Genomic DNA, 21224 nt, shown 5'->3' on the forward strand with positions numbered 1-21224 from the left:
GCCGCCGCTCCCGACCGCGAAGGGCCCCGCCGCATCGGCGGGGCCCTTCGGCGTCCGCTCCGGCGGTGGTGCGCGGACGAGTGCAGAACGTGCAAAAATCAGGAGGCGCGGGTCGGTGACCCGCGCCTCCTGCGTCGTGCGCCCGCCCCGACGCCGCCGCCACGTGCTCCGGCCTCGTGCCGCCCCTCCCCCCTCGCCTCGCTCCCGTCGCCTCGCCCCACGCCCCCTTCGCCTCGCCTCACGCCCCCTTCGCCTCGCCTCACGGCCCGTGCCGCTGCCCGAAAGGCCACCCCATGACCCACGCCCCCGCCCCGACCGGCGCCACGTCGCCGTCCTCCCCCGGAGCGGGCCCCGGCCAGCCCGCCGGGGTGCCGCGTCACGCCTGGTACGCCCTCGTCGCCCTGCTCCTCGGCATGTTCATCGCCCTGCTCGACACGACGATCGTCAACGTCGCCCTGCCGACGATCCGCACGACGCTCGACGCCTCGGAGTCGACCCTGTCGTGGATCATCTCGGGGTACGCCCTCGCCTTCGGCCTCGCGTTGATCCCCGCCGGGCGCATCGGCGACCGCATCGGCCACAAGTGGGTCTACTTCACGGGAGTCCTGCTCTTCACGCTGGCGTCGCTCGCCTGTGGCCTCGCCCAGGACGACACCCAGCTCGTGGTGTTCCGCGTCGTGCAGGGCCTCGCCGGCGGCATCTTCGTGCCGGCCGTCACGGCGTTCATACAGTTGCTGTTCCCCGGTCGCTCGCGGGGCAAGGCCTTCGCCATCATGGGCGCCGTCATCGGCGTCTCGTCGGCGCTCGGTCCGATCATCGGCGGCCTGATCATCCAGGCCTTCGGCGACGAGAACGGGTGGCGTCTCGTCTTCTACGTCAACCTGCCGTTCGGCATCATCACCCTCGTCGCCGCCGCCGTCCTGCTGCCCAAGCGCGACGAGTCGGTGCCCCGTCCCGACCGCGGGCTCGACTGGATCGGCCTCGTGCTGGTCTCGGGCGCCTTCGTCGCCCTGCTCGTCCCGCTGATCCAGGGGCAGGACGAGGGCTGGCCGCTCTGGACCTACCTGACCATCGCCGCCGGCGTCGTGCTGCTCGCCCTGTTCGGCCTGTGGGAGGTCGCGTACACGAAGCGCGGCAAGACCCCCCTCGTCCCGCCCAAGCTGTTCGCGCACCCGTCGTTCACCGGTGGCGTCGTGCTCGCGCTCGTCTACTTCGCGGCCTTCACGAGCATCTTCTTCACGATCTCGCTGCTCTGGCAGTCGGGGCTCGGCCACAGCGCGTTGGCCTCGGGTGCCGTGGCGATCCCGTTCGCGGTCGGCAGCATCATCAGCTCGTCGCAGAGCAACCGCATCGCCGCCCGGCTCGGTCGCGGCGTGCTGATCCTCGGCACGGCCCTCGTCACCATCGGCCTCACCTGGATGTGGCTCGTGCTCGTCACGGTCGACGCCTCCGACCTGACCAACTGGATGCTGCTGGTCCCGCTGCTGCTCGCCGGCCTCGGCAACGGCTTCTTCATCGCGCCGAACGTCCAGTTCATCGTCGCGACGGTCGACCGGCAGGACGCCGGCTCGGCCAGCGCCGTCATCTCGGCGATCCAGCGCATCGGGTCGGCCGTGGGCATCGCGATCATCGGCAGCGTGCTCTTCGGCACGCTGACCATCTCGGGCCGCACGCCGGCCGACGTCGCCACCGGCTTCACCGACGCGGCGGCCCACGCCATGCTCGTCAGCGCGATCTTCGCCCTGGCCTCGTTCGTGCTCGTGTTCGCCCTGCCGCGTCGCGTCCCGCAGCAGCGCGGATAGCGCCGTCCGGGCGCCGCCACGCGCGGGTGGGGCCGGGATGCGAACCCGGCCCCCTCGTTCGGGCGGCACCAAGGAAGGTGAGGCACACTGCAACGATGCCCTCAGCCCTGCCGACCACAGAGCCGACCGTCCGCCCCGTCTCGACGACCCGTCGAGACCGGGTGCTGCCGCTCGACGGCCTGCGCACGCTGGCCATCGCCCTCGTCGTGCTCTACCACCTGCACGTGCCGGGCTTCGGCAGCGGTTTCGTGGGCGTCAACGTCTTCTTCGTGCTGTCGGGCTACCTGATCACCACGTTGCTGCTGCGCGAGCACGCGTCGACGGGACGCATCCGGCTCGGCCGGTTCTGGGTCCGCCGCCTGCTGCGGCTCTACCCGACGCTGCTCGCCGTCGTCGTGGTGGGCGTCTCGCTGTGGTGGCTCGTGGGTGACTACCAGGGCTCGACCCTCGGCCCGGTCGGTGCCGCCCTGATCGCCCTCACCTACACCGGCAACGTCGCCCGGGCGTTCTTCGACACCTCGCAGGGCGTCTTCGCGCCGATGTGGAGCCTGTCGATGGAAGAGCAGTTCTACCTCGTCTGGCCGCCGGTGCTGGTGCTGCTGCTCGCCGTCGCGGTCAGGCGCAAGGCCCTGGTCGCCGGCCTCTCGGTGGTCGTGGTCGCCTCGGCCGTCGCCACCTGGTTCCTCTACGACCGCCCCTCGGGCGGTGCGACCCCCGACATCTACTTCAGCCCCGTCCTCAACGTGGCCCCCCTGCTGATGGGCTGCGTGCTCGCGGTCGTCCTGCGGTCCGACCGCGTGCGGGCAGCCCTCGCCGGCCGCTGGGGAGCCCTCGCCACCTGGCTCGGATTCGCCGGGGTCGTGGGGTCGCTCTTCGTCATCGGATCGGGGTGGCAGCAGAGCGTCCTCACCTTCGCGGTCGCGTTGCCCGCCGTGGGCCTGGCCTCGATGCTCCTGATCGGTGGTCTCGTCACGGCGTCGTCCCCCGTCGCCTGGGTGCTGTCCCTGGCACCGGTCGCCTGGTTCGGACGGGCCGTCTCGTACCCGCTCTACCTCTGGCACGTCGTCTTCATCGCCCTCGTCGAACCGTACGTGCAGGGTGCGCTCGGCGTCGTCCTCGTGCTCGCGGCGGCGATCGGCACGTCCGTTCTCTCGCACCACTTCGTGGAGAAGCCGGCCCTCGCGCTGAAGGGCCGTTTCGAGCCCCGGGAGCCTCGCCGCGCCTCCTCGACCGTCTCACGCGACCGCGAGCTCACGAACGCCTGACGCCTGACTTCCGGCGCCTGACGCCTGACGCCAGGCGGGCCGGGGTCAGAGCCAGCCGCGCTCGCGCGCGACCCGGGCGGCGGCGTGCCGCGACGAACTGCCGGTCTTCTGCATCGCCGACGACAGGTAGTTGCGCACCGTGCCGGACGCGAGGTGCAGCCGGGCGCTGATCTCGCGCACCGAGAAGCCGTCGGTCGTCAGTCGCAACGTGTCGAGCTCGCGCTCGGTCAGCGGGCAGTCGTCCATCATCGCCGAGGCCGAGATGTCGGCGTCGATGTAACGGCGGCCGTCGTGCACCTGCACGATCACCCGTTCGAGCTCGTCGGGGTCGACCGACTTCGGCAGGAACCCCCGCACCCCGGCACGGAGGGCACGACGGAGCACGCCGGGGCGGCCGTGACGGGTCAGCAGCACGACCGCCTGCTCGGGTCGTCGACCCAGGATCGCGATCGCCGCGTCGATGCCGTCCATGCCGGGCATCTCGAGGTCGAGCAGCACGACGTCGGGCTCGTGCAGCGCGGCGAGGGCCACGGCCTCGGCACCGTCGGCGGCCTGGGCGACGACGGTGATCGTGTCGCTCAGGTCGAGCAGGGCGGCGATCGATCGACGCAGCAGGGTCTCGTCGTCGGCGAGCAGCACGCGGATCATGCGGACCTCGTGCCGGTCGACGCCCCCGGGGCCGCCGCGGGGCCGCCCCGGCCCGTGTCGCCGTCGGCCGGGATGCTCCGCCGGCTCCCGTCGCCGTCGCCCTCGCCTCGACCCGGAACCGGCCGTTCTCGAGCCGGGTGGTCACCGTGCCGCCGACCGCGGCGAACCTCTCGCCGAGACGGGCGAGGCCGCTGAGTCCGCGCAGGGGCTCGGGGGCACCGTCGTTGACGACCTCGACCGACTCGGGGCCGAGCACGATGGAGACCCGCTCCGCCTGGGCGTGACGCAGCACGTTCGTCGTGGCCTCACGCACGACGTGGCCGAAGAGGTCGTCGGCCGGGTGACCGACGGGAGGGACGCCCGTGACCTCGAGCTCGATGCCCGCCGCCCGGATCAGTTCGGCCGAGTTGGCCAGTTCGCCGGCGAGCGTGAGCGTGCGTTCGCCGTAGGCCAGCCGCCGGGTCTCGGCGATCGTCTGCACGATCAGCTGCTCGGCCTCGCGGAGGTGCCGTCGCGCGGCGGCCGGGTCGCGGTCCAGGGTCTTGTCGGCCAACTGCAGCTGCAGGCGACCGACGTGCAGGGCCTGCCCCTGGATGTCGTGCAGGTCGACCGAGAACCGGTACCGCTCGCGCATCACGGCGAGCTCGGACTGGGTCTCGCGGGCCGCGTCGATCTCGAGGTACAGGTCGAACCCGTACCGGTTCAGCCGACAGATCCCGTAGAGCGACAGCAGGCCGATCACGACCACCGTCGACAGCCCCACGAGCGGTGCGGCCGCGTCGACCTCGACGACCACCACGGGCACGAGCGCCGCGACCACGGCGGCGACGACCCATCGCCAGGAGGCGGACGGGGGCGTCGTCGCCAGGTACCCGACCGTGAGGCCGAAGGGGAAGAGCAGCAGGGCGTTGTGCCCGCCGAGCGGGACCGCCAGCCAGACGAGGTACGAGACGACGAGACCGGCGACGGCCAACGGCACGGGTGGGCGGCGTTCCCAGAAGAACGAGTGGGCCGTGACGAGCGCCCCCGCGGCGCCGGAGGCCGCCACCAGCCACCAGGAGGCGCCCTCTGCCACCAGCGTCACGACCAGGACGAGGGTGGTGAAGAGCGCGAGCGCCACGAACGACCACGTGACGTACCGCCGCATGCGCGCGAGCGGGGGCAGGTGGCCGCCCGGTCGAGGACGCACGGCCAGCGGGAGGTGGGGCATGCGACCACGCTAACGGAGGCCGCCGACGCACGGAGGTGCCCGATGTCACGGCCGAGCATGACCGATGTCACACGGCACGGGTGGCACGCCGGCACTACCCGTCGTCCGCCCGGCACGAGATCGTCGAGGTCATGACGAACTCCACCGACACCACGCCCCGACCGGCCGTCGCGCCCGGCTCCGCCGAGCGCGGCGACGCCGTCATCTCGACGCACGGCCTCCGCTGTTCGTACGGCTCGTTCACCGCCGTCGACGGCCTCGACCTGACCGTCCACCGCGGCGAGCTGTACGCGCTCCTCGGCACGAACGGTGCCGGCAAGACCACCACGCTCGAGGTGCTCGAAGGGCATCGCACGGCCGACGCGGGCCGGGTCGAGGTGCTCGGCGGCGATCCGACCGACCGGGGGCGCATCCGACCGCGCATCGGCACGATGTTGCAGGACTCGGGCCTCGCCCCCGAGCTCACCGTGCGCGAGAGCGTCCAGCTGTCGGGCGCCGTCTCGGGTCGCGACGACGACGTCGACCGCGTGCTCGGCCTCGTCGGCGTCGACCACAAGGCCTCGGCCCGGGTCGCACGGCTCTCGGGCGGCGAGCGGCGGCGGGTCGACTTCGCCGCGGCCGTCTGGGGCACGCCCGAGCTGGTCTTCCTCGACGAACCCACCACGGGGCTCGACCCCGCGGCACGGGACGCGCTCTGGGCCGTGGTCGCCGGACTCCGGGAGGCGGGGGTCACCTTCGTCCTGACCACCCACTACCTCGAGGAAGCCGCCGAGAACGCCGACCGCATCGGTCTGATGCACCGCGGGCGCATCCGTCGCGAAGGGACCGTCGCCGACCTCACCGCCGGCAGCACGACCTCCATCCGCTTCGTGGCCCCCGGCCCGCTGGACGGCCTCCCGCTGCAGGTCGCCCGGACCGAGAACGACCTCGTCGTGATCGAGACCGACGACGCCCAGCGCGACCTCGGGGCGTTGCTCGGCTGGGCGACCGACGCCGATCGCCCGTTGGCCCGTCTCACGGTGCACGAGTCGGGACTCGACGACGTGTTCCGCGACCTCGGCCGCGCCTCCTGACCGTCGACCGTCGCCGACTCCGCTCCCCACGCCCATCCCCGAAAGGACATCCCATGACCACCGTGACCCGTCCCTCCCCCACCCGGTCGGCAGGCTCGCGACGTCGTTCCGGCCCGCTCGCCATCGCCCTCGCCGAGCTGCGCATGCTCGTGCGCAACCGCACCGTCGCCCTCTGCGCCCTGCTGCTGCCCCTGGGCTTCGGGGCCCTCACCTACGCCTTCGACTCGTACGGCACGGCCGGCATGCTCGCCGGCGTGCAGATCATCGGCATGGTGGGCCTCGGCGTCTACGTCACCGCGACGACCACCCTCGCGGCCCGTCGACAGTCCCTGTACCTGAAGCGGTTGCGCAGCGGGTCCGTCGGCGACGCGGGCATCATCGCCGGGCTCGTGCTGCCCGTCGTGGCGGTCAGCGTCGCGCAACTCGTCATCGTGCTCGGCGTGCTCGCGCTCCGCCAGCCCCCGGTGCACCCCGGGCTGCTGATCGTGGCCGTCCTGGTCGCCGAGGCCATGTTCGCCGGCTTCGCCCTGGCCACGGCCGGGTTCAGCACCTCGCCCGAGCACGCCCAGTACACGACCATGCCGCTCTACCTGATCACGCTCGGGGTGGCGATCTGGTGGACGGTCACGGGTGCCGACGACCTGCTCTGGCTCAAGCGCATCCTGCCCGGGGGCGGACTGATGGAACTGATCACCCTCGCCTGGAACGGCGGCGACCTGTCGCTCGTGTCCGTGCTGCTGGCACCGACGCTGGTCTGGGCCGCCCTCGGAGCCCTCGCGGCCACGAAGGCCTTCCGGTGGGAACCTCGGCACTGAGCGGCCCCGACCTCGTCCCGAGGGCCGACGCGGCTTCGTCAGGGTCGACGCGGCTTCGTCAGGGCCGATGCGGCTAGGTCAGGGCCGACGCGGCCGGGCGACGGCGGGCACGCCCACCGCGACCGACCCGGCCGGGACGTCCTTGGTCACGACCGCGTTGGCCCCGACGACGCTGCCGCTGCCCACGGTGACGCCGCCGAGCACGGCGGCCCCGGCACCGATCATCACGCCGTCACCGACGGTGGGGTGCCGGCGGCCGAGCGCGCCTCCGCGTCCCTTGCCCCCGAGGGTCACTCCGTGGAAGATCGTGCAGTCGTCACCGACGACCGCGGTCTCGCCGATCACCACGCCCATGCCGTGGTCGATGAACAGGCGGGCCCCGAGGCGGGCCCCGGGGTGGATCTCGACGCCGGTCAGCGATCGGACCATCTGCGACAGCAGGCGGGCGGCGAACCGCGACCCGAGGAGGCGCGGTGCCGGCCCCGCACGCCACAGTCGCGAGGTCACGCGGTGCGCCCACACCGCGTGCAGGCCCGAGTAGACGAGGGCGGTCTCGAGGCGTCCTCGGGCAGCCGGGTCGTGCCTCCGGACGGTGTCGAGGTCCTCGCGGAGGCGCGCGACCAACCGCACCCTAGGCGTCCGCGAGGTCCTGGAACAGCACGGTCGACAGGTAACGCTCTCCGGTGTCGCAGACGATGGCGACGATGCGCTTGCCGGCGTTCTCGGGTCGCTTCGCGATCTCGAGCGCGGCGTGGATGATCGCCCCCGACGAGATGCCCGAGAGGATGCCCTCCTTCGTGGCGAGGTCGCGCGCGACGCGCAGGGCGTCGTCGAGCTGCACGGGGAACACCTCGTCGATCTGCGAGCGGTCGAGCACCTCGGGCACGAAGTTCGCCCCGATGCCCTGGATCTTGTGCGGGCTGGCCGTGCCCTCGCTCAGCAGGGGCGAGTCGGCGGGCTCGACCGCGACGACCTTCACGCCGGGGACCTTCTCGTGCAGCACCTGACCGACGCCCGTGATGGTGCCGCCGGTCCCGACGCCCGCCACGAAGAAGTCGATCTTCCCGTCGGTGTCGCGCAGGATCTCGGGCGCGGTCGTGCGGCGGTGGATCTCGGCGTTGGCCTGCGTCTCGAACTGCTGGGCCCAGATCGCGTTCTCGGTCTCGGCGGCGATCTGCTTGGCACGTTCGACGGCGCCCTTCATGCCCTCGGGTCCGGGGGTCAGCACGATCGTCGCGCCGTAGGCCTTCATGACGGTGCGTCGTTCGACGCTCATCGTCTCGGGCATCGTGACGATCACCCGGTAGCCGCGGGCGGCGCCGACCAGGGCCAGCGAGATGCCCGTGTTGCCGCTCGAGCCCTCGACGATCGTGCCGCCGGGCTTCAGGTCGCCGGAGGCCTCGGCCGCGTCGACGATGGCGACGCCGAGACGGTCCTTCACGCTGGCACCCGGGTTGTAGAACTCGAGCTTGGCCAGCACCTCGGCCCCGCCCTCGGCGGGCAGCGAGTTGAGCTTGACGAGCGGGGTGTTGCCGAAGGCCGAGGTGATGTCGGCGTGGATTCCGGGCATGCGCGGGTCTCTTCCGTGAACGGGGGTCTGTGCGGACGGATCGATGCTCATCTTAGGCAGCCGTCCTGCACCGTCCCCCTGTGTGTCCCCGAGCGACGTGTGCGTCCCCCGCCGCCTGCCACCCCGCCGCCGCCGTCCCGCCACCCCGCCACCCCGTCGCCGCCCCCCGCCACCCCGCCACCCCGCCACCCCGCCACCCCGCCACGAAGTGGTCACAGCACCATGCCTAGATCTGGCGGTGTGGCCACATCCTGGCGTTCTGCCGTGGCCTGAGCTCGACCTCGAGGTCTCGGAGAACCCTGGCGAGCGGTAGGCGGAGCGCAACGTCCTCGGCGTCGCATCGACCGATCGCCGTGATCGCACCCGATCGCACGAGTCGCCGCTCACGGGCCTTTTCGGCCTTCACCACCGCCGACGGCACCCGTCCCGCACGCATCGCCGCGTCGTCGTACTTGGCCTTGCCATCGAACTCGAGCGCCACGTCACCCATCACGAAGTCGCAACGTCCCGCCAGCCCTGCGCCGTCGAAGATCTCGACCTGCATCACGGGCTCGGGAGCACCGAGCTCGAGGAGCGCGAGCCGACAGAGCGATTCGCCGCCGTTCTCCGCCCAGGGCGTGCCGAACGCCGTGACCTGACGAGCCGTCGCGAGTCCTCGGGCACCGGGTTCGCGGTCCAGGCGCTCGAACAGCAGACGGCGCATGGCGTCTGCCGCCGCGTCCACGCCCGACCGGTGACCGGCGGACGGATGCGGGTCGCGTCGCGCGGGCACGTCGAAACATCCCGCCCGGGCGGCGGCGCGGCGAAGGACGGCGTCGACACAGAGCACTCCGTCGGCGAACGACGCCGTCCGCGACCTGTCGACCGCCGTACGCCCCTCGCTCGTCACGACGAGCCCGTCGACCGTGACCGTGTCGCGGGCATCGATCGGACCCGGGTGGCGAACGACTCGTGCGGTCGCCTGCGTCCGGTCCCGACTGGGATCGATGACGTGGATGGGCCCCCGCGGCCAGTCGACGCTCGGCAGCCCGTGGAGGGCGACGGCGGAGCCGTGCGACACGACGACCCGAGGCGACAGGCCTGCCATGACCGCTCTCGTCGTCAGGACGTGCCGTCGACGTCCGTCGAGACGCGCCCAGTCGGCCGCGTCGACGTAGGCCCCGGGGTGCACCCGATGCAGAAGGCCGCGACTCGCGTCACGTCGCAGGGCGGTGCCGTACCTGCTCTGAGAACCGTAGGTGGCGGCGAAGACGAGGGGTGGAAGCGCGTCGGTCACGCACCCGAGAGTGTCCCCGCAGCCCACCCTCGAGAGCCGAGCTGCGCCTCCTTGTGGACGGCCTCCACGCAGCCATCGCTGTGTGCGAGACGCGCACTGTCGCACAACACCGAGAAATGGTCACAGCACCCGGATTAATCGGGGTGCTGTGACCATCTCGTGGCGGGGTGCGGCGGCGCGGCGGCGGCGGCGCGGCGGCAGCGCAGGAGGCGCGGTGCGGGACTACGCGCCCGTCACCTTCCCGGGGTTGAACACGCGCCCCGGGTCGGCCGAGTCGAACAGCCCCTGCATGACGGCCACGCCCTCGGGCGAGACGTCCTGCGCGAGCCACGGCTGGTGCTCGAGCCCGACGCCGTGGTGGTGCGAGACGGTCGCCCCGGTGTCGATGAACGCCTGCTGGATGGCGTGCTTGACCACGTCGTACTCGGCCTCGGCGTCGTCACCGTGCTCGAAGGCGAAGGTGAAGTACAGGCACGCGCCCGAGTGGTACGAGTGCGACAGGTGGCCCATGATCCAGCCCTGCTTGCCGATGCTGTCGAAGGCCTGGTTCGCCGCGGCGTAGACGCGCGACGACACGAGGCGCAGCTTCGACCAGGGGGCGGCGGTCTCGGAGACGTCCGCCGCGCCTCCGTGGTCCATGAAGAAGTCGCGCAGGTAGGGCGTGTCGAACTTCTTCTGGTCGTAGAGCTTGCCCGGCCCCTTGCCGACGCTCATGCCCTTGTTCGCCTTGACGATCTTGGCGACGGCCTTCTGGGTGTGGGCGACGTGCTCGGGACTGCCCTCGTAGCCGATGAACGACAGGCACATCGCGTCGACGTCCCAGCCCTTGGCCTTCAGGATGGTCGGCAGCAGGTCGGTGACCTTCTGCGAGATGCCCTTGCCCGGCTTCGACGTGGCGAACGAGAAGGCGGTCTCATGTGCGTCGCTCACGCGGGTGACCGACGGGCTCACGTCGCTCTCGGCGATGGCCTGCATGGCGGCGAGGCCGTCGTGCCACGACGGGAACAGGTAGGCGAGGATCTCGCGCTTCTCGGGCAGGCGGTGCACCTGGGCGGTGACCTCGGTGATGACGCCGAGACGTCCTTCGCTGCCGATGATCATCTCGCGCAGCGACGGACCCGTCGACGCGCTCGGCACGGCGCGGATCGAGAGCACGCCGCCGGGGCGCACGACCCGCAGCCCCTTGGTGATGTCGGCGATGTCGCCGTACTTGTCGCTCTGCATGCCCGACGAACGGGTGGCGACCCAGCCGCCCATGGTCGAGTGGGTGAAGCTGTCCGGGAAGTGCCCGAGGGTCCAACCGCGGGCGTTGAGCTGCTCCTCGAGGTCGGGGCCCTGACCGCCGGCCTGGATGCGCGCCAGTCCGCCGTCCTCGTCGATGTCGAGCACCTTGTCGAGCCGGCCCATGTCGAGCGAGACGATCGTGCGCTCCTCCGCGGGCAGCGGTTCGAGGCTGCCGACGATGTTGCTGCCGCCGCCGAAGGGGATGAGGACGAGGTCGCTCGCGACGGCCAGGTCGACGATGCGCTGGATCTCGTCCTCGTCGGCCGGGTACACGACGACGTCGGGCACCCGGTCGAGACGTCCGGCGCGGATGCGGATCAGGTCGCGGATGCTCTTGCCGTACGTGTGGACGACCCGGTCGTGGTCGTCGGTGACGACCTGGCCGTCGCCCACGATCTGCACGAGCGAGTCGAGCACCTCGGTGCCGACCCGGGACGAGGGGACGTCGAGGTCGTCGAACGAGAGGCCGGTGTCGTGCCCCTGGGACAACTCGACGCCCACGATCTTCTTGACGAAGGGGGCGAAGGCGGGCTTGTCGTCGTGGTGGAAGGCGACGCCCTCGACGCCCCAGCCCCACCACTTCATGTGCTTGACGCCGTCGACGGCAGGACTCTTCTTCTGTTGGACGTCGGTCACGGGCGTTCTCCTTCGAGCGGGTCTGACGGGCCCAGGATGCGGGCGGTGTTGGCGTCCTTCAGACGCAGGATCTCGGTGCGCACGCGCGTCGAGAAGTCGGTGACGGACTCGCCGTCGTGGGGCCGCATCGGGTCGCCGAACGCGACTCCGACGGGCAGTCGGCCGGGCCGGGGCCAGCTGCGGCCGCGCGGTTGGGCGATGTTGGCGCCGATCAGGGCGAGCGGCACGACCGGCACGCCGCAGGCCGAGGCGAGGGCGGCGGCGCCGGGCTTGAAGGCGGCGACGGTGCCGTCCTTCGAGCGGGTGCCCTCGGGGAACACCAGCACGGGGTAGCCGCGCTGCAGCAGCGATCGAGCACTGACGGTGGGCTGCCCCTGGCGCCCGCGGGCGGCCGCCTTGGCCGCGGCACGTCGGCGGGCCGAGCTCTGCGGAGTCGACCCCGCCGACGCACCGGACGAGGAGGCGCGGGTCGCGTCGACCGCGGAGGCCGGGGTCCCCGAGCCCCGCTGCACCGGGAACGCGTTGAAGAACAGTTCGGTCAGCTGACGCCGCCAGGGCACGTCGAAGAAGTAGTCGGCCGCGGCGCCCGTGGCCAGGTAGCGCGCGAGCTTGCGCGGCAGGGCACCGAGGATGAGCGGGGCGTCCAGGTGGCTCGAGTGGTTCGCGACGACGATGAAGCCCCCGGTGAGGCCCTCGACCCGGTCGCGGTCGATGACCGTCACGTCGGTGATCGACCAGATCGTCGGCTTGAGCACCATGCGCTGCGCGACGTAGCGGGCCATCGCGTGTCGCCGCGAGCTGAAGCGGTCGCGGACGTCGCTCGCGACGTCACCGGCACGCTGGGCGACGCCACCGGCCCGCTGGGCGACGTCCCCGGCTCGCTGGGCGACGTCGGCCCTGACGTCGTCGACCCGCTGGGCCACGGCGTCGAGGCGGGCGTGGTCGCGGCGTCGTTCTCCGTCGTCCTTCACGCTCACTGCCCCACCGGCTTGCGGCGGCTCGACGAGATCGCGCCGGACGCGGCCCGGACGGCGCCCTTGGGGGCGTGCCGGACCAATCCCATCAGCACCTTGTACCGAAGCGTGGGCATGGAGATCACCTTGCCTTTGTCGACGTCGCGCAGACAGGCGACCACGAGTTGTTCGGTGCTGAGCCACAGGGCGTTGGGTATGGACGACGACTTTATGCCGGCACGCTGATGGAACTCCGTCCGCACCCAGCCCGGCAGGAGGGCCGTGACGCCCACGCCGGTGCCCTTGAGCTCGACCGAGAGACCCTCGCTGTACGAGGTCACCCACGCCTTGATCGCCGAGTAGCTGCCCATGGCCATCAGCCCCGCGGTGCTCGACACGTTGACGATGCGACCGCGGCCGCGCTCGCGCATGGACCTCGCCGCCGCACCCGAGAGCACGAGCACGGCCCGGCACATGACCTCGAACGCGAGGTCGTGCGCGGCGACGTCGGTGGAGGTCAGCGGGGTGTGCATGCCGAAACCGGCATTGTTCACCAGCAGGTCGACGGGGCGGGTCGGATCGGCCAGCCGCTCGGCCACCCGGTCGACGTCGCGACGGTCCCCGAGGTCGGCCGCGAGCACCTCGACGTCACGGCCGAGCGCGCGCAGGGCGGTCGCCGTCTCGTCGAGTCGGGTGAGGTCACGAGCGACCAGGACGATGTCCCAGCCGCGCATGGAGAGTTGGCGGGCGAATTCGGCTCCGATGCCGGACGTGCCCCCGGTGACGAGCGCTACAGCCATGCCGCTTACGATACGGTGCTGAGAGCAGACTGCGCGCATCGAGACACGTTCGAGGCCCTTCTCGCCTCGTCCACTTCTGCCCCGGAGGACCCCCTGTCATGACGACCAGAGATGCCCCGCGCGCCGACCCCGACTTCGACATCCGCGAGTTCACCAAGACGGCCCAGGGCAACTGGCGCCCCGACCTCGACCTGTCCGGCTTCGCCGACCGCCCCCTGGGCCCCGACGCCCTGCGCCTCGTCCGCCATCTCGGGCGTCTCGAGAGCGCCACGATGGAGAACCTGCGCAACCTCCTGGTGACGGCCACCCACAAGGACACTCGGGTCACCGCGTTCCTCGTGACGTGGGCGTTCGAGAAGTTCTGGCTGGCCGACGCCCTCGACGCCGTCCTCGAGGCCCACGGCGAGCCCCGCAACCGCGACGTGACCGAGGGGCCCAAGCGGCACGCCGCCTCCGAGGCCGTCGAGCGCCGTGGCCCGATCACCCGGGCCCTCCAGGCCATCACCGTCGGCTCCCCCATCGTCGCCGTGCACACGACGACGGGGGCCGTCGACGAATGGGTGCTCCGAGAGGCATACGACCGCCTCGACGAGCTCGCGGCACACCCCACGCTGACCGCCGTGATCGACCGGGCGAGGGTCGTGAAGGGTCGTCACGAGCAGTTCTTCGCGAGCGAGGCCGACTGGCGCCTGCGCGACTCGCGCCGGTCGGTGAAGATGACCCGCGCCTCCCTGCTGACGGCCGTCTGGCCGATCGGCGCCGTCGAGCGCGCCGACTCCGAGCGCACCTTCTTCGACGCCACCGTCTTCGGCGGGGCCGAGGGCCACCTGCGCGCCGACCGCGTGGGCGCGCAGGTCGCCGACCTGCCGGGCCTGGACGCCTCCGTCGGGGCGGCCGTGACCAGAAAGCTGACCGCATGAGCTCCACCCCCGGCCTCGCGCTGCCCGACCAGACCCCGGGCGCCACCCGAGTCGACCTCGGCGACTCGCACGTCCTGCTCACCGGCGGCACCGGCTTCGTCGGCCAGGCGATCCTCGAGCGTCTGCTCTCGTCGCACCCCGGCACGACGGTCACGCTCCTCATCCGACCGAAGGCCGGCACCTCGGCCGAGGGGCGTCTGCGGCACCTGCTGAAGAAGCCGGTCTTCGCCTCGTGGCGCGAGGCCGTCGGGGCCGAGGGCGTCGAGAAGGCCCTCGCCGAGCGGCTCCGGGTGATCGAGAGCGGTCTGGGCGACCTGCCCGACCTGCCCGACGACCTCGACGTCGTCATCCACAGCGCGTCCACGGTGTCGTTCGACCCGCCGATCGACCAGGCCTTCGAGACCAACGTCGGCGGGGCGGTCGGGCTCTACGAGGCCCTGCGGAAGACGGGCACCGACCCGCACGTCGTGCACGTGTCGACCGCCTACGTCGGCGGCATCCGCAAGGGCGTGTTCCCCGAGGCGTCGCTCGGCCACACCGTCGACTGGCGTGTCGAGCGCGCCGCCGCCGCCGACGCCCGCGCCCGGGTCGAGGCCGCCTCCCGCCAGCCCGAGACGCTTCGCACCTTCCTCGCCCAGGGTCGTGCGGCGCACGGCAAGACCGGTCCGCAGGCGGTCGCCACGGCCGCAGAAGACGCCCGCGTCGCCTGGGTCAAGGCCCGTCTCGTCGACTACGGACGCACCCGGGCCGAGACGCTCGGCTGGACCGACGTCTACACGCTGACCAAGGCCTTCGCCGAGCGCGCCGCCGAAGAGCTCTGGGCCGAGGCCGGGCACCGCCTGTCGGTCGTCCGACCGGCGATCGTCGAGAGCGCCCACCGGCACCCCTACCCCGGCTGGATCGACGGCTTCAAGGTCGCCGACCCGCTGATCATGTCGTACGCCCGCGGGCTGCTGCCCGAGTTCCCCGGCGTGCCCGACAGCGTGCTCGACGTGATCCCGGTCGACTACGTCGTCAACGTCATCCTCACCGTCGCGGCGAACCCGGTCGAGGCCGGCAGCCCCCAGTACTTCCACGCCAGCTCGGGCGGCAGCAACCCGTTCTCGATCCTGCGCATGTTCGAGAACCTCAAGGCGTTCTTCACGGCCAACCCGCTGCCCCGCGACGAGCACTCGTCGATCGAGGCGCCGCACTGGAACTTCCCGGGCGTGCGCAAGGTCGAGGGCGCCATCCGTACAGCGAACCGTGTCAACGACGTCCGCGAGGCCGTGCTCACGCGACTGCCGAGCACGCTGCGCACCCGGACGGCGCTGGCCGGGGTCCAGACGCGGCGGGCCGACCTCGAGTCGCTGCAGAGCCTCACCGACCTCTACCGCCACTACGTGCAGTCCGAGATCATCTTCGACGACCGACGCACCCGGGCCCTGCACGCCGGACTCCCCGCGGGCTCGCCCGCCGACATCGGCTTCGACGTGACCGACGTCGACTGGGAGGCCTACTTCCAAGAAGTGCACTTCCCGTCCATCACCTCGATGACCCGGGCGTTCTCGGTGCGACCCGCCGCGTCGGCCGCCGTCGCCGACACGCGGGCCCTGCCGCCGCGCGACGACGTCGTGGCCGTGTTCGACCTCGAGGGCACGGTGCTCGACAGCAACATCGTCGAGCAGTACCTCTGGGTGCGCTCGGCCGGGTTCCGCAAGGCCGCCTGGCCCGGCGAGGTCGCCAGCCTGCTCACCTCGCTGCCGCGCTACCTCCGGGCCGAGGGCCGCGACCGCGGCGAGTTCATCCGCACGTTCTCCCGACGGTACGAGGGCATGCCCGTCGCGCGGCTCTCGGGCGTGGTCCGGTCACGCGGCTACGCTGACACGGTCCTGCGCCACACCCTCCCCGACGCGCTCGCCCGACTGGCCGAGCACCGTGCCGCCGGGCACCGCACGGTCCTGGTCACGGGCTCGATCGACACCCTGACGACTCCCCTGGCACACCTCTTCGACGACGTCGTCGCCAGCACGATGCACCAGCGCAGCGGCGTCTACACGGGTTACCTCGCACAGCCTCCGCTGGTCGACGAGGCCCGCGCCGCCTGGCTGCGCCAGTACGCCCAGGCGAACGACATCGATCTCTCGGGGTCGTACGGTTATGGTGACTCGTTCGCCGACCTCGCCTGGCTCGAGATGGTCGGCCACCCGAACGCGGTCAACCCCGACAGCAATCTGGCACGCGAGGCGCTCCGAAGAAGATGGAGCATCCGCGATTGGACTCGCAGCGGCCCCCACGGCAGAAGCGGCACCAGCACCACGAGCGGCACCAGCAGCACCACAGCGAAAGGAGACGGAGGCAGGGCCTGAGCCCGCGCCTCCTGACATCACATGGCCTTCGACATCGACAAGTTCGCCGCGACCTCCGAACGCCTGAGCTGGGACGACCTCGACCTCGACCACTTCCGGAAGAACCCGCTCTCGGCCGACTCGCTGCGGACGCTGCGCTACATGGCCGACGTCGAGTACCACACGGTCTGCTACACCCGTGACCTCCTCACGACTCCTTCTCACAAAGAGAACGAGATGACCACGTTCATGACGATGTGGAACCGCGAGGAGTTCTGGCACGGCGAGGCCCTCGCCGCGATCCTCGAGGTCCACGGCATCACGGTCGACTACGACCAGCTCCGCGCGAACCGGCTCAAGCTCGGCTGGCGTGAACGCCTCGACCCGGTCAAGCAGGGACTGCTCGGCAAGATCGTCGGCTCCGACTTCGTCGCCGTCCACATGTCGTGGGGCGCGGCCAACGAGTACTCGGCCGTGTCGGCGTACAAGCGCATGGCCGAGCTCGAGCAGGACCCGGTCCTCGCCGAGCTGCTGAAGCGCATCGCCAAGCAAGAGGCCCGCCACGTCGCGTTCTACGTCTCGCAGGCCCGTGAGCGTCTGCTCGCGAGCAAGAAGGCGCAGAAGCTGACGCGGTTCCTGCTGTCGAAGGTCTGGGCCCCGGTGGGCTCGTCCATCATGGAGGTCGACGACGTCAAGTTCGTCTTCGGCCAGCTGATGAGCGGCGAAGAGGGCCGCAAGGCCGCCGTCAAGCTCGACCAGAACATCTCGAACCTGCCGGGCATGAGCGGTCTGACGATCTTCCAGAAGGCCCTCGACGGCCTGGGCATCCGCGCGGACTCGGTCGGCGGCTCCTCCGCCGGTTCGGTCGCCACGGCGTGAAGACCAGCCACCTGAGGCACTTCCTGGTCGCGGCCGACGTGCTGCACTTCCCGGTGGCGGCCGACAAGCTCGGCATCTCGCGGCAGAAGCTCGAATCGTCGATCGAGGCCCTCGAGCTCGAGTTCGGTGCGAAGCTGTTCGACCGCGACGTCACGCCGTACCGGTTGACCAAGGCCGGCAAGGCGGCGGTGGTCGTCGCCGAGGACGAACTGGCGAGTCCTTCCACCCCGACCCCGCCGCCACCCCCGCCGGCCGGCGGCAAGGCCAAGGCGTCGAAGGGCAAGGGCCGTACGCCCGCCGTCAAGGGCCAGCCCAAGCCGTTCAAGAAGCGCCAGGGCCGCTAGCAGCGTCTGAGGCGGGCCGCCCGCTCGCCACCGCATCACACCACACCACGAAGTGGACACGGCACCGTGTTTTCGCCTGGTGCGGTGTCCACTTCGTGGCGGAGTACGCCTCATGGCGAGATGGTCACGTCGTGGCGGCGTCGGGCCCGACCGTGGCGAACCAGTCCGCGTACCGCGTGTTCCGTGCCATGCGGCGGGTCTCGTCGGGGGCGTCGTCGTCCCACCACACCGGGCCGCGTTCGCCGAGCGACGTCTTCGCGGCGTCGACCCGGGCCCGCGCGTCCTCGACGGCGGCAGCGTCGTCGGCGGCCAGCGCCGTCTTCTTCGCGCGCCGCGCCTCCATCAGGTCGTGGACCAAGGAGGTGCGGGTCGCCTCGTCGAGGCGAGGGTCCGTCCGGCGCCACAGCCGGCCGCGGACGACGAGGTACCGCCCGTCGGGCGTGACCAGGGGTTCGGCGCTCATCCGTCGCGTCGGTGACGCTGCACGAGGGAGTGCAGGAGGGGAAAGCTCCGGGTCACGGTCTGCCAGAGGGTCTCACGGTCGAGGCGATCGTAGTGATGGACGACGAAGTCGCGATTCTTGGCGGCGAGTGAGAACTCGACCTCGTGGAACCTCGTGCCGTCGTACGCGACCAAGCGCTTGCACAGGTCACCGGCCCGGTTGGCCAGCGCCTCGAACGCCAACGGAAGCGCAGGGTCGCCGTCGAACGCCTCGCGACCACGGGACACGAGCTCGGCCGAGGCCGCCAGGGTCGCGTCGAGGTCGACCAGCCGACGTTCGGCGCGGTCCGGAGAGGGGTTCACACGGGCACCGCTTGTGTCAGGATCTCGCGGTCGGCCTCGGGGTCGAGCCCCCGCCGGGACACGACGTCGACCGGACGCTGGAACACGGCTTCCATGTCGATCTCGAACTGCGCGAAGTCGAAGTAGGTCGCCTCGGCCCCCGGATCGACCAGGAGGTCGATGTCACTGTCGTCGGTCTCGGTCCCGCGAGCGACCGACCCGAAGACGCTGACGGCGTCGATGTGGCTCAGGCCCGCGAGGCGCCGGACGAGACCGGCACGCGAGGTGATCTCGTCCAGCAGCGAAACGCCCTCTCGACCAGACGGGGGACGCTCGGACATCTCGACGAAACGGCTCCACGGCACGATGACGACCTCGGGGCGGCGGTGCGGCCCCACGGCAACGGCCGGACGGTCGGGGTCGAGCCGGAAGTCCCTCATGAGGCGGCTGAAGCCGCTGCGGGCATCAGCCACGGCGAGGACGTCGGCGCTTCGGATGGAGGTCTCCATGGAGACGATGCTAGCGCGGAGCCCCTCATCGTGTACATCTTTCTGTACATCTGCTCTCAGGCCCGCGCGACGGCCTGCCTCGCGAGCTCGCGCTGCACGCTGAGGGCGAGCTCGCGCAGCATGACGAGGTCGACGCTCTCGACCGTGCGGGGCTCGGGGTCGGCGACGCAGAGCGCTCCGATGCGGACGCCCTCGGGGCTCTCGACCGGGTAGCCGGCGTAGAACCGCGCCGGCGCCTCGACGCCGAACCGTTCGTCGGCCCAGGCGTCCTCGACGATGAACGGCTGGCCGCCGGCGACCGTGTGGGCGCAGAACGAGAGCGCCATGGGCAGCTCGCGGTCGCCGCCCCCGGCGAGGGCCTTGTTCCAGTGTCGGTCGGCGGTGACGAGGGAGAACGCGGCCCCGCTCGCGCCGAGCAGGGTCCGCGCCCGTTCGACGATGTCGTCGAAGCGTTCTTCGGGGTCGGTGTCGAGGAGGCCCAATGCCCTGATCGCCTCCACGCGGTCGACCTCGGCCTGAGGGGCGTGCCGGCGCGCCCGGGCCACGCCGCCGCCGGCGGACATCTGCGCGTCGAGCATGGGCGCGAGCATCTCGGCCTGCGCCTCGCCCCAGCGGGCGTACTTGGCGATCAGCTTGTCCCGGTCGTCGTGGCCCGAGAGCGGCGACGGAGGCATGAGCACGTGCACGCGGGGGTGGGTCGAGCAGACGTCCCGGATGGTCTCGTTCAGCTCGGCCGCGTGTCGGTCGACGAGGCCCCCGCCGGCGATGCGGAACACCGTCACCTCGCTGGGCGACTGGACGCCCGTGACGAGCACGGGACTGCTCGCGCCCCCGGTCTCGGTCTCGATGTGCACGAGCAGGTCGACGAACGCGCGCCGCCACTTCGTGACGTCGGTCATGGCGAGGGCGTCGTTGATGCCCGTCACCACGACCACGGCGTCGTAGCGCGTGAGGTCGCGGTGTCCGAGCACCCGCCGGGCGGACACCGTCCCCATCGAGGGATCGGCCACGACGTCGACGTCGACCCCGCGACCCGTGGCCTGCGAGACCGCCCGCGCGAGGTGACCCGCGAGCCCCAGGTCGTGGCTGCGGACGCCCCACCCGACGGCGGGCCCGCTGCCGAACAGCAGCACGCGATCGGGGCTGACGCCGGGAGCGTGCGTCCGGGCGACGCTCTCGGGCCTGGGCAGCCCCAGGCGTCGGTCGAACCAGCGGTTGCGCTGGCGGATCATCCCGCGCACGAGCGGGCTGACGAAACGGTTCATGCCGGGTTCCTCCCACAGCGGTGGCCTGATCGACGAGGGCTCCGCGTGGTGAGGGCCGAGCGGTGTCCCTCCATGCTCTCGCCCGGGTACCGGGCGGGACAGCCCCAGGTCGGGGGCCGCCGGACGGTGCGTCCCTCAGACCGCGCGGGGGGGGTCCGACCCCGGCGGCGGCTGGGCGAGCAACCGCGCGAGGTCCACGTCGACGAGATCACGGAGGCGCTGGTCGCGTTCGTCGGGATACGCCGGGTCGACCGCCTCGACGGCCGACACCTTCGTGACGATCGCGGCCCCGACGTCGCCCCAGGCCCGGTCGACCGCCGCCGCGACGATGTCGCGCACGAAGTCGTCGTCGGACTGCAGCTCGTCCAGCCGGTCGGCCACGGCCGTGTAGGTCTTCTCCCGGAACCAGAGGGTGTCGTCGTCCCCGCGCCGGTAGTCGTGCTGGTGTCGCGACCGGCCCTTGGCCTTGAGGGCCTTCGCCCGTTCGCCGCCGATCCGTTCGTTCTGCTCGCGTTGTTCCGCCGCGAGGCGACCGAGGATGGTGCGCACGGCCTCGCGGGTGCGCTCGTGGTCGAAGTGCTCGTCGTCGCGGAGGGCACGGATGACGATCGAGTTGGCCACCGAGACGACGGCGGCCGCACGCGAGATGAGCACCCCTTCTGCGACGGCGCGCTCGAGGGCGGCGGGATCGGGCGTCGCCGGCTCGGAGGGGGCCCCGCGCGTCTTGCCGAACTTCATCGCGCCTCTCTCTCGACCGGGTGGGCGCCGGAGCGCCGGGTGACGGACCGACGATGGCCCGACGTCCCATTAAAGACCCACGGCGGGGTCCGTCGCCCCGGGGTGGGACGATGGACCCCGCCGCGAC

20 protein-coding genes and 1 pseudogene are annotated in these 21224 nt (G+C 71.8%); 8 read left to right on the forward strand and 13 right to left on the reverse strand.

Going from position 1 to position 21224, the window contains the following annotated elements:
- Positions 1-293: 293 nt before the first annotated feature.
- Together ACIOSR_RS05550 and ACIOSR_RS05555 are read left to right on the forward strand one after the other, a co-directional pair.
- Complete coding sequence (locus ACIOSR_RS05550; RefSeq protein WP_056046829.1) at positions 294-1802, forward strand: MFS transporter; 1509 nt, start codon at positions 294-296, stop codon at positions 1800-1802.
- A gap of 95 nt (positions 1803-1897) precedes the next feature.
- Positions 1898-3067 carry an acyltransferase family protein gene (locus ACIOSR_RS05555; protein ID WP_402752040.1) on the forward strand — a complete coding sequence of 390 codons (1170 nt, stop codon included), beginning with the start codon at positions 1898-1900 and terminating at the stop codon, positions 3065-3067.
- Between the two features lie 45 nt (positions 3068-3112).
- Here the strand turns inward: ACIOSR_RS05555 and ACIOSR_RS05560 are convergent, their stop codons facing one another.
- On the reverse strand, positions 3113-3715 hold the full coding sequence (locus ACIOSR_RS05560; protein WP_056046833.1) for a response regulator transcription factor: 603 nt from the start codon (positions 3713-3715) through the stop codon (positions 3113-3115).
- A gap of 496 nt (positions 3716-4211) precedes the next feature.
- Positions 4212-4925: pseudogene (locus ACIOSR_RS05565) on the reverse strand (histidine kinase); the annotation flags it as partial.
- A 131-nt stretch (positions 4926-5056) separates the two neighbouring features.
- Between ACIOSR_RS05565 and ACIOSR_RS05570 the strand changes: the two are divergent.
- Positions 5057-5998: an ABC transporter ATP-binding protein gene (locus ACIOSR_RS05570; RefSeq protein ID WP_173151606.1), complete on the forward strand. Its 942-nt coding sequence runs from the start codon at positions 5057-5059 to the stop codon at positions 5996-5998.
- Positions 5999-6051: 53 nt separating this feature from the next.
- Positions 6052-6813, forward strand: a complete 762-nt coding sequence (locus tag ACIOSR_RS05575; RefSeq protein WP_402752041.1) for an ABC transporter permease — start codon at positions 6052-6054, stop codon at positions 6811-6813.
- A gap of 78 nt (positions 6814-6891) precedes the next feature.
- On the opposite strand, the gene epsC is transcribed toward ACIOSR_RS05575, so the two are convergent.
- The 6 genes from epsC to ACIOSR_RS05605 all read right to left on the reverse strand — a co-directional run bounded on the left by epsC (position 6892) and on the right by ACIOSR_RS05605 (position 13332).
- Positions 6892-7443: a serine O-acetyltransferase EpsC gene (epsC, locus tag ACIOSR_RS05580; RefSeq protein WP_402752042.1), complete on the reverse strand. Its 552-nt coding sequence runs from the start codon at positions 7441-7443 to the stop codon at positions 6892-6894.
- A 1-nt stretch (position 7444) separates the two neighbouring features.
- Positions 7445-8383 carry a cysteine synthase A gene (gene cysK / locus ACIOSR_RS05585; protein ID WP_402752043.1) on the reverse strand — a complete coding sequence of 313 codons (939 nt, stop codon included), beginning with the start codon at positions 8381-8383 and terminating at the stop codon, positions 7445-7447.
- Between the two features lie 226 nt (positions 8384-8609).
- Positions 8610-9470, reverse strand: coding sequence for a hypothetical protein (locus ACIOSR_RS05590; RefSeq protein ID WP_173151612.1), 861 nt, complete (start codon positions 9468-9470; stop codon positions 8610-8612).
- Positions 9471-9881: 411 nt separating this feature from the next.
- Positions 9882-11579, reverse strand: coding sequence for an FAD-binding oxidoreductase (locus tag ACIOSR_RS05595; protein WP_324289756.1), 1698 nt, complete (start codon positions 11577-11579; stop codon positions 9882-9884).
- Positions 11576-12556 carry a lysophospholipid acyltransferase family protein gene (locus ACIOSR_RS05600; RefSeq protein WP_162234609.1) on the reverse strand — a complete coding sequence of 327 codons (981 nt, stop codon included), beginning with the start codon at positions 12554-12556 and terminating at the stop codon, positions 11576-11578. Before ACIOSR_RS05600 ends, ACIOSR_RS05595 begins: the two co-directional genes overlap by 4 nt.
- Positions 12553-13332, reverse strand: coding sequence for an SDR family oxidoreductase (locus tag ACIOSR_RS05605; protein WP_056046842.1), 780 nt, complete (start codon positions 13330-13332; stop codon positions 12553-12555). The genes ACIOSR_RS05600 and ACIOSR_RS05605 overlap by 4 nt, the downstream gene beginning before the upstream one ends.
- A gap of 98 nt (positions 13333-13430) precedes the next feature.
- On the opposite strand from ACIOSR_RS05605, the gene ACIOSR_RS05610 reads away from it, so the two are divergent.
- The 4 genes from ACIOSR_RS05610 to ACIOSR_RS05625 are packed head-to-tail and all read left to right on the forward strand — an operon-like array spanning position 13431 to position 17802.
- Complete coding sequence (locus tag ACIOSR_RS05610) at positions 13431-14252, forward strand: hypothetical protein (protein WP_402752044.1); 822 nt, start codon at positions 13431-13433, stop codon at positions 14250-14252.
- Positions 14249-16600: an SDR family oxidoreductase gene (locus ACIOSR_RS05615; RefSeq protein ID WP_402752045.1), complete on the forward strand. Its 2352-nt coding sequence runs from the start codon at positions 14249-14251 to the stop codon at positions 16598-16600. Before ACIOSR_RS05610 ends, ACIOSR_RS05615 begins: the two co-directional genes overlap by 4 nt.
- Positions 16601-16621: 21 nt before the next feature.
- Complete coding sequence (locus ACIOSR_RS05620) at positions 16622-17458, forward strand: hypothetical protein (protein ID WP_055970915.1); 837 nt, start codon at positions 16622-16624, stop codon at positions 17456-17458.
- On the forward strand, positions 17455-17802 hold the full coding sequence (locus ACIOSR_RS05625) for a LysR family transcriptional regulator (protein WP_043595703.1): 348 nt from the start codon (positions 17455-17457) through the stop codon (positions 17800-17802). The genes ACIOSR_RS05620 and ACIOSR_RS05625 overlap by 4 nt, the downstream gene beginning before the upstream one ends.
- 124 nt (positions 17803-17926) lie before the next feature.
- On the opposite strand, the gene ACIOSR_RS05630 is transcribed toward ACIOSR_RS05625, so the two are convergent.
- From ACIOSR_RS05630 to ACIOSR_RS05650, 5 genes are all read right to left on the reverse strand, one after another.
- Positions 17927-18265, reverse strand: a complete 339-nt coding sequence (locus tag ACIOSR_RS05630) for a hypothetical protein (protein WP_173151620.1) — start codon at positions 18263-18265, stop codon at positions 17927-17929.
- On the reverse strand, positions 18262-18606 hold the full coding sequence (locus tag ACIOSR_RS05635) for a HepT-like ribonuclease domain-containing protein (RefSeq protein WP_402752046.1): 345 nt from the start codon (positions 18604-18606) through the stop codon (positions 18262-18264). Before ACIOSR_RS05635 ends, ACIOSR_RS05630 begins: the two co-directional genes overlap by 4 nt.
- Positions 18603-19094, reverse strand: a complete 492-nt coding sequence (locus ACIOSR_RS05640; protein WP_056046851.1) for a nucleotidyltransferase family protein — start codon at positions 19092-19094, stop codon at positions 18603-18605. Before ACIOSR_RS05640 ends, ACIOSR_RS05635 begins: the two co-directional genes overlap by 4 nt.
- Positions 19095-19150: 56 nt before the next feature.
- On the reverse strand, positions 19151-20359 hold the full coding sequence (locus ACIOSR_RS05645; RefSeq protein ID WP_159825943.1) for a GAF domain-containing protein: 1209 nt from the start codon (positions 20357-20359) through the stop codon (positions 19151-19153).
- 135 nt (positions 20360-20494) lie between these two features.
- A complete protein-coding gene (locus ACIOSR_RS05650; protein WP_402752047.1) occupies positions 20495-21097 on the reverse strand; it encodes a hypothetical protein in 603 nt (200 codons plus the stop codon).
- Positions 21098-21224: the final 127 nt, after the last annotated feature.

The organism is Frigoribacterium sp. NPDC087798, assembly GCF_044742985.1.
GTDB lineage: Bacteria > Actinomycetota > Actinomycetes > Actinomycetales > Microbacteriaceae > Frigoribacterium.

Excerpts from the sequence above, each read along its gene's own strand:
- ACIOSR_RS05570 (WP_173151606.1), top strand. The coding sequence starts at position 5,057 with ATGACGAACTCCACCGACACCACGCCCCGACCGGCCGTCGCGCCCGGC.
- ACIOSR_RS05640 (WP_056046851.1), bottom strand. The coding sequence starts at position 19,094 with ATGGAGACCTCCATCCGAAGCGCCGACGTCCTCGCCGTGGCTGATGCC.
- ACIOSR_RS05605 (WP_056046842.1), bottom strand. The coding sequence starts at position 13,332 with ATGGCTGTAGCGCTCGTCACCGGGGGCACGTCCGGCATCGGAGCCGAA.
- ACIOSR_RS05590 (WP_173151612.1), bottom strand. The coding sequence starts at position 9,470 with ATGGCAGGCCTGTCGCCTCGGGTCGTCGTGTCGCACGGCTCCGCCGTC.
- ACIOSR_RS05650 (WP_402752047.1), bottom strand. The coding sequence starts at position 21,097 with ATGAAGTTCGGCAAGACGCGCGGGGCCCCCTCCGAGCCGGCGACGCCC.
- ACIOSR_RS05615 (WP_402752045.1), top strand. The coding sequence starts at position 14,249 with ATGAGCTCCACCCCCGGCCTCGCGCTGCCCGACCAGACCCCGGGCGCC.
- ACIOSR_RS05575 (WP_402752041.1), top strand. The coding sequence starts at position 6,052 with ATGACCACCGTGACCCGTCCCTCCCCCACCCGGTCGGCAGGCTCGCGA.
- ACIOSR_RS05555 (WP_402752040.1), top strand. The coding sequence starts at position 1,898 with ATGCCCTCAGCCCTGCCGACCACAGAGCCGACCGTCCGCCCCGTCTCG.
- ACIOSR_RS05620 (WP_055970915.1), top strand. The coding sequence starts at position 16,622 with ATGGCCTTCGACATCGACAAGTTCGCCGCGACCTCCGAACGCCTGAGC.
- ACIOSR_RS05630 (WP_173151620.1), bottom strand. The coding sequence starts at position 18,265 with ATGAGCGCCGAACCCCTGGTCACGCCCGACGGGCGGTACCTCGTCGTC.
- cysK (WP_402752043.1), bottom strand. The coding sequence starts at position 8,383 with ATGCCCGGAATCCACGCCGACATCACCTCGGCCTTCGGCAACACCCCG.
- ACIOSR_RS05645 (WP_159825943.1), bottom strand. The coding sequence starts at position 20,359 with ATGAACCGTTTCGTCAGCCCGCTCGTGCGCGGGATGATCCGCCAGCGC.
- ACIOSR_RS05560 (WP_056046833.1), bottom strand. The coding sequence starts at position 3,715 with ATGATCCGCGTGCTGCTCGCCGACGACGAGACCCTGCTGCGTCGATCG.
- ACIOSR_RS05610 (WP_402752044.1), top strand. The coding sequence starts at position 13,431 with ATGACGACCAGAGATGCCCCGCGCGCCGACCCCGACTTCGACATCCGC.
- ACIOSR_RS05550 (WP_056046829.1), top strand. The coding sequence starts at position 294 with ATGACCCACGCCCCCGCCCCGACCGGCGCCACGTCGCCGTCCTCCCCC.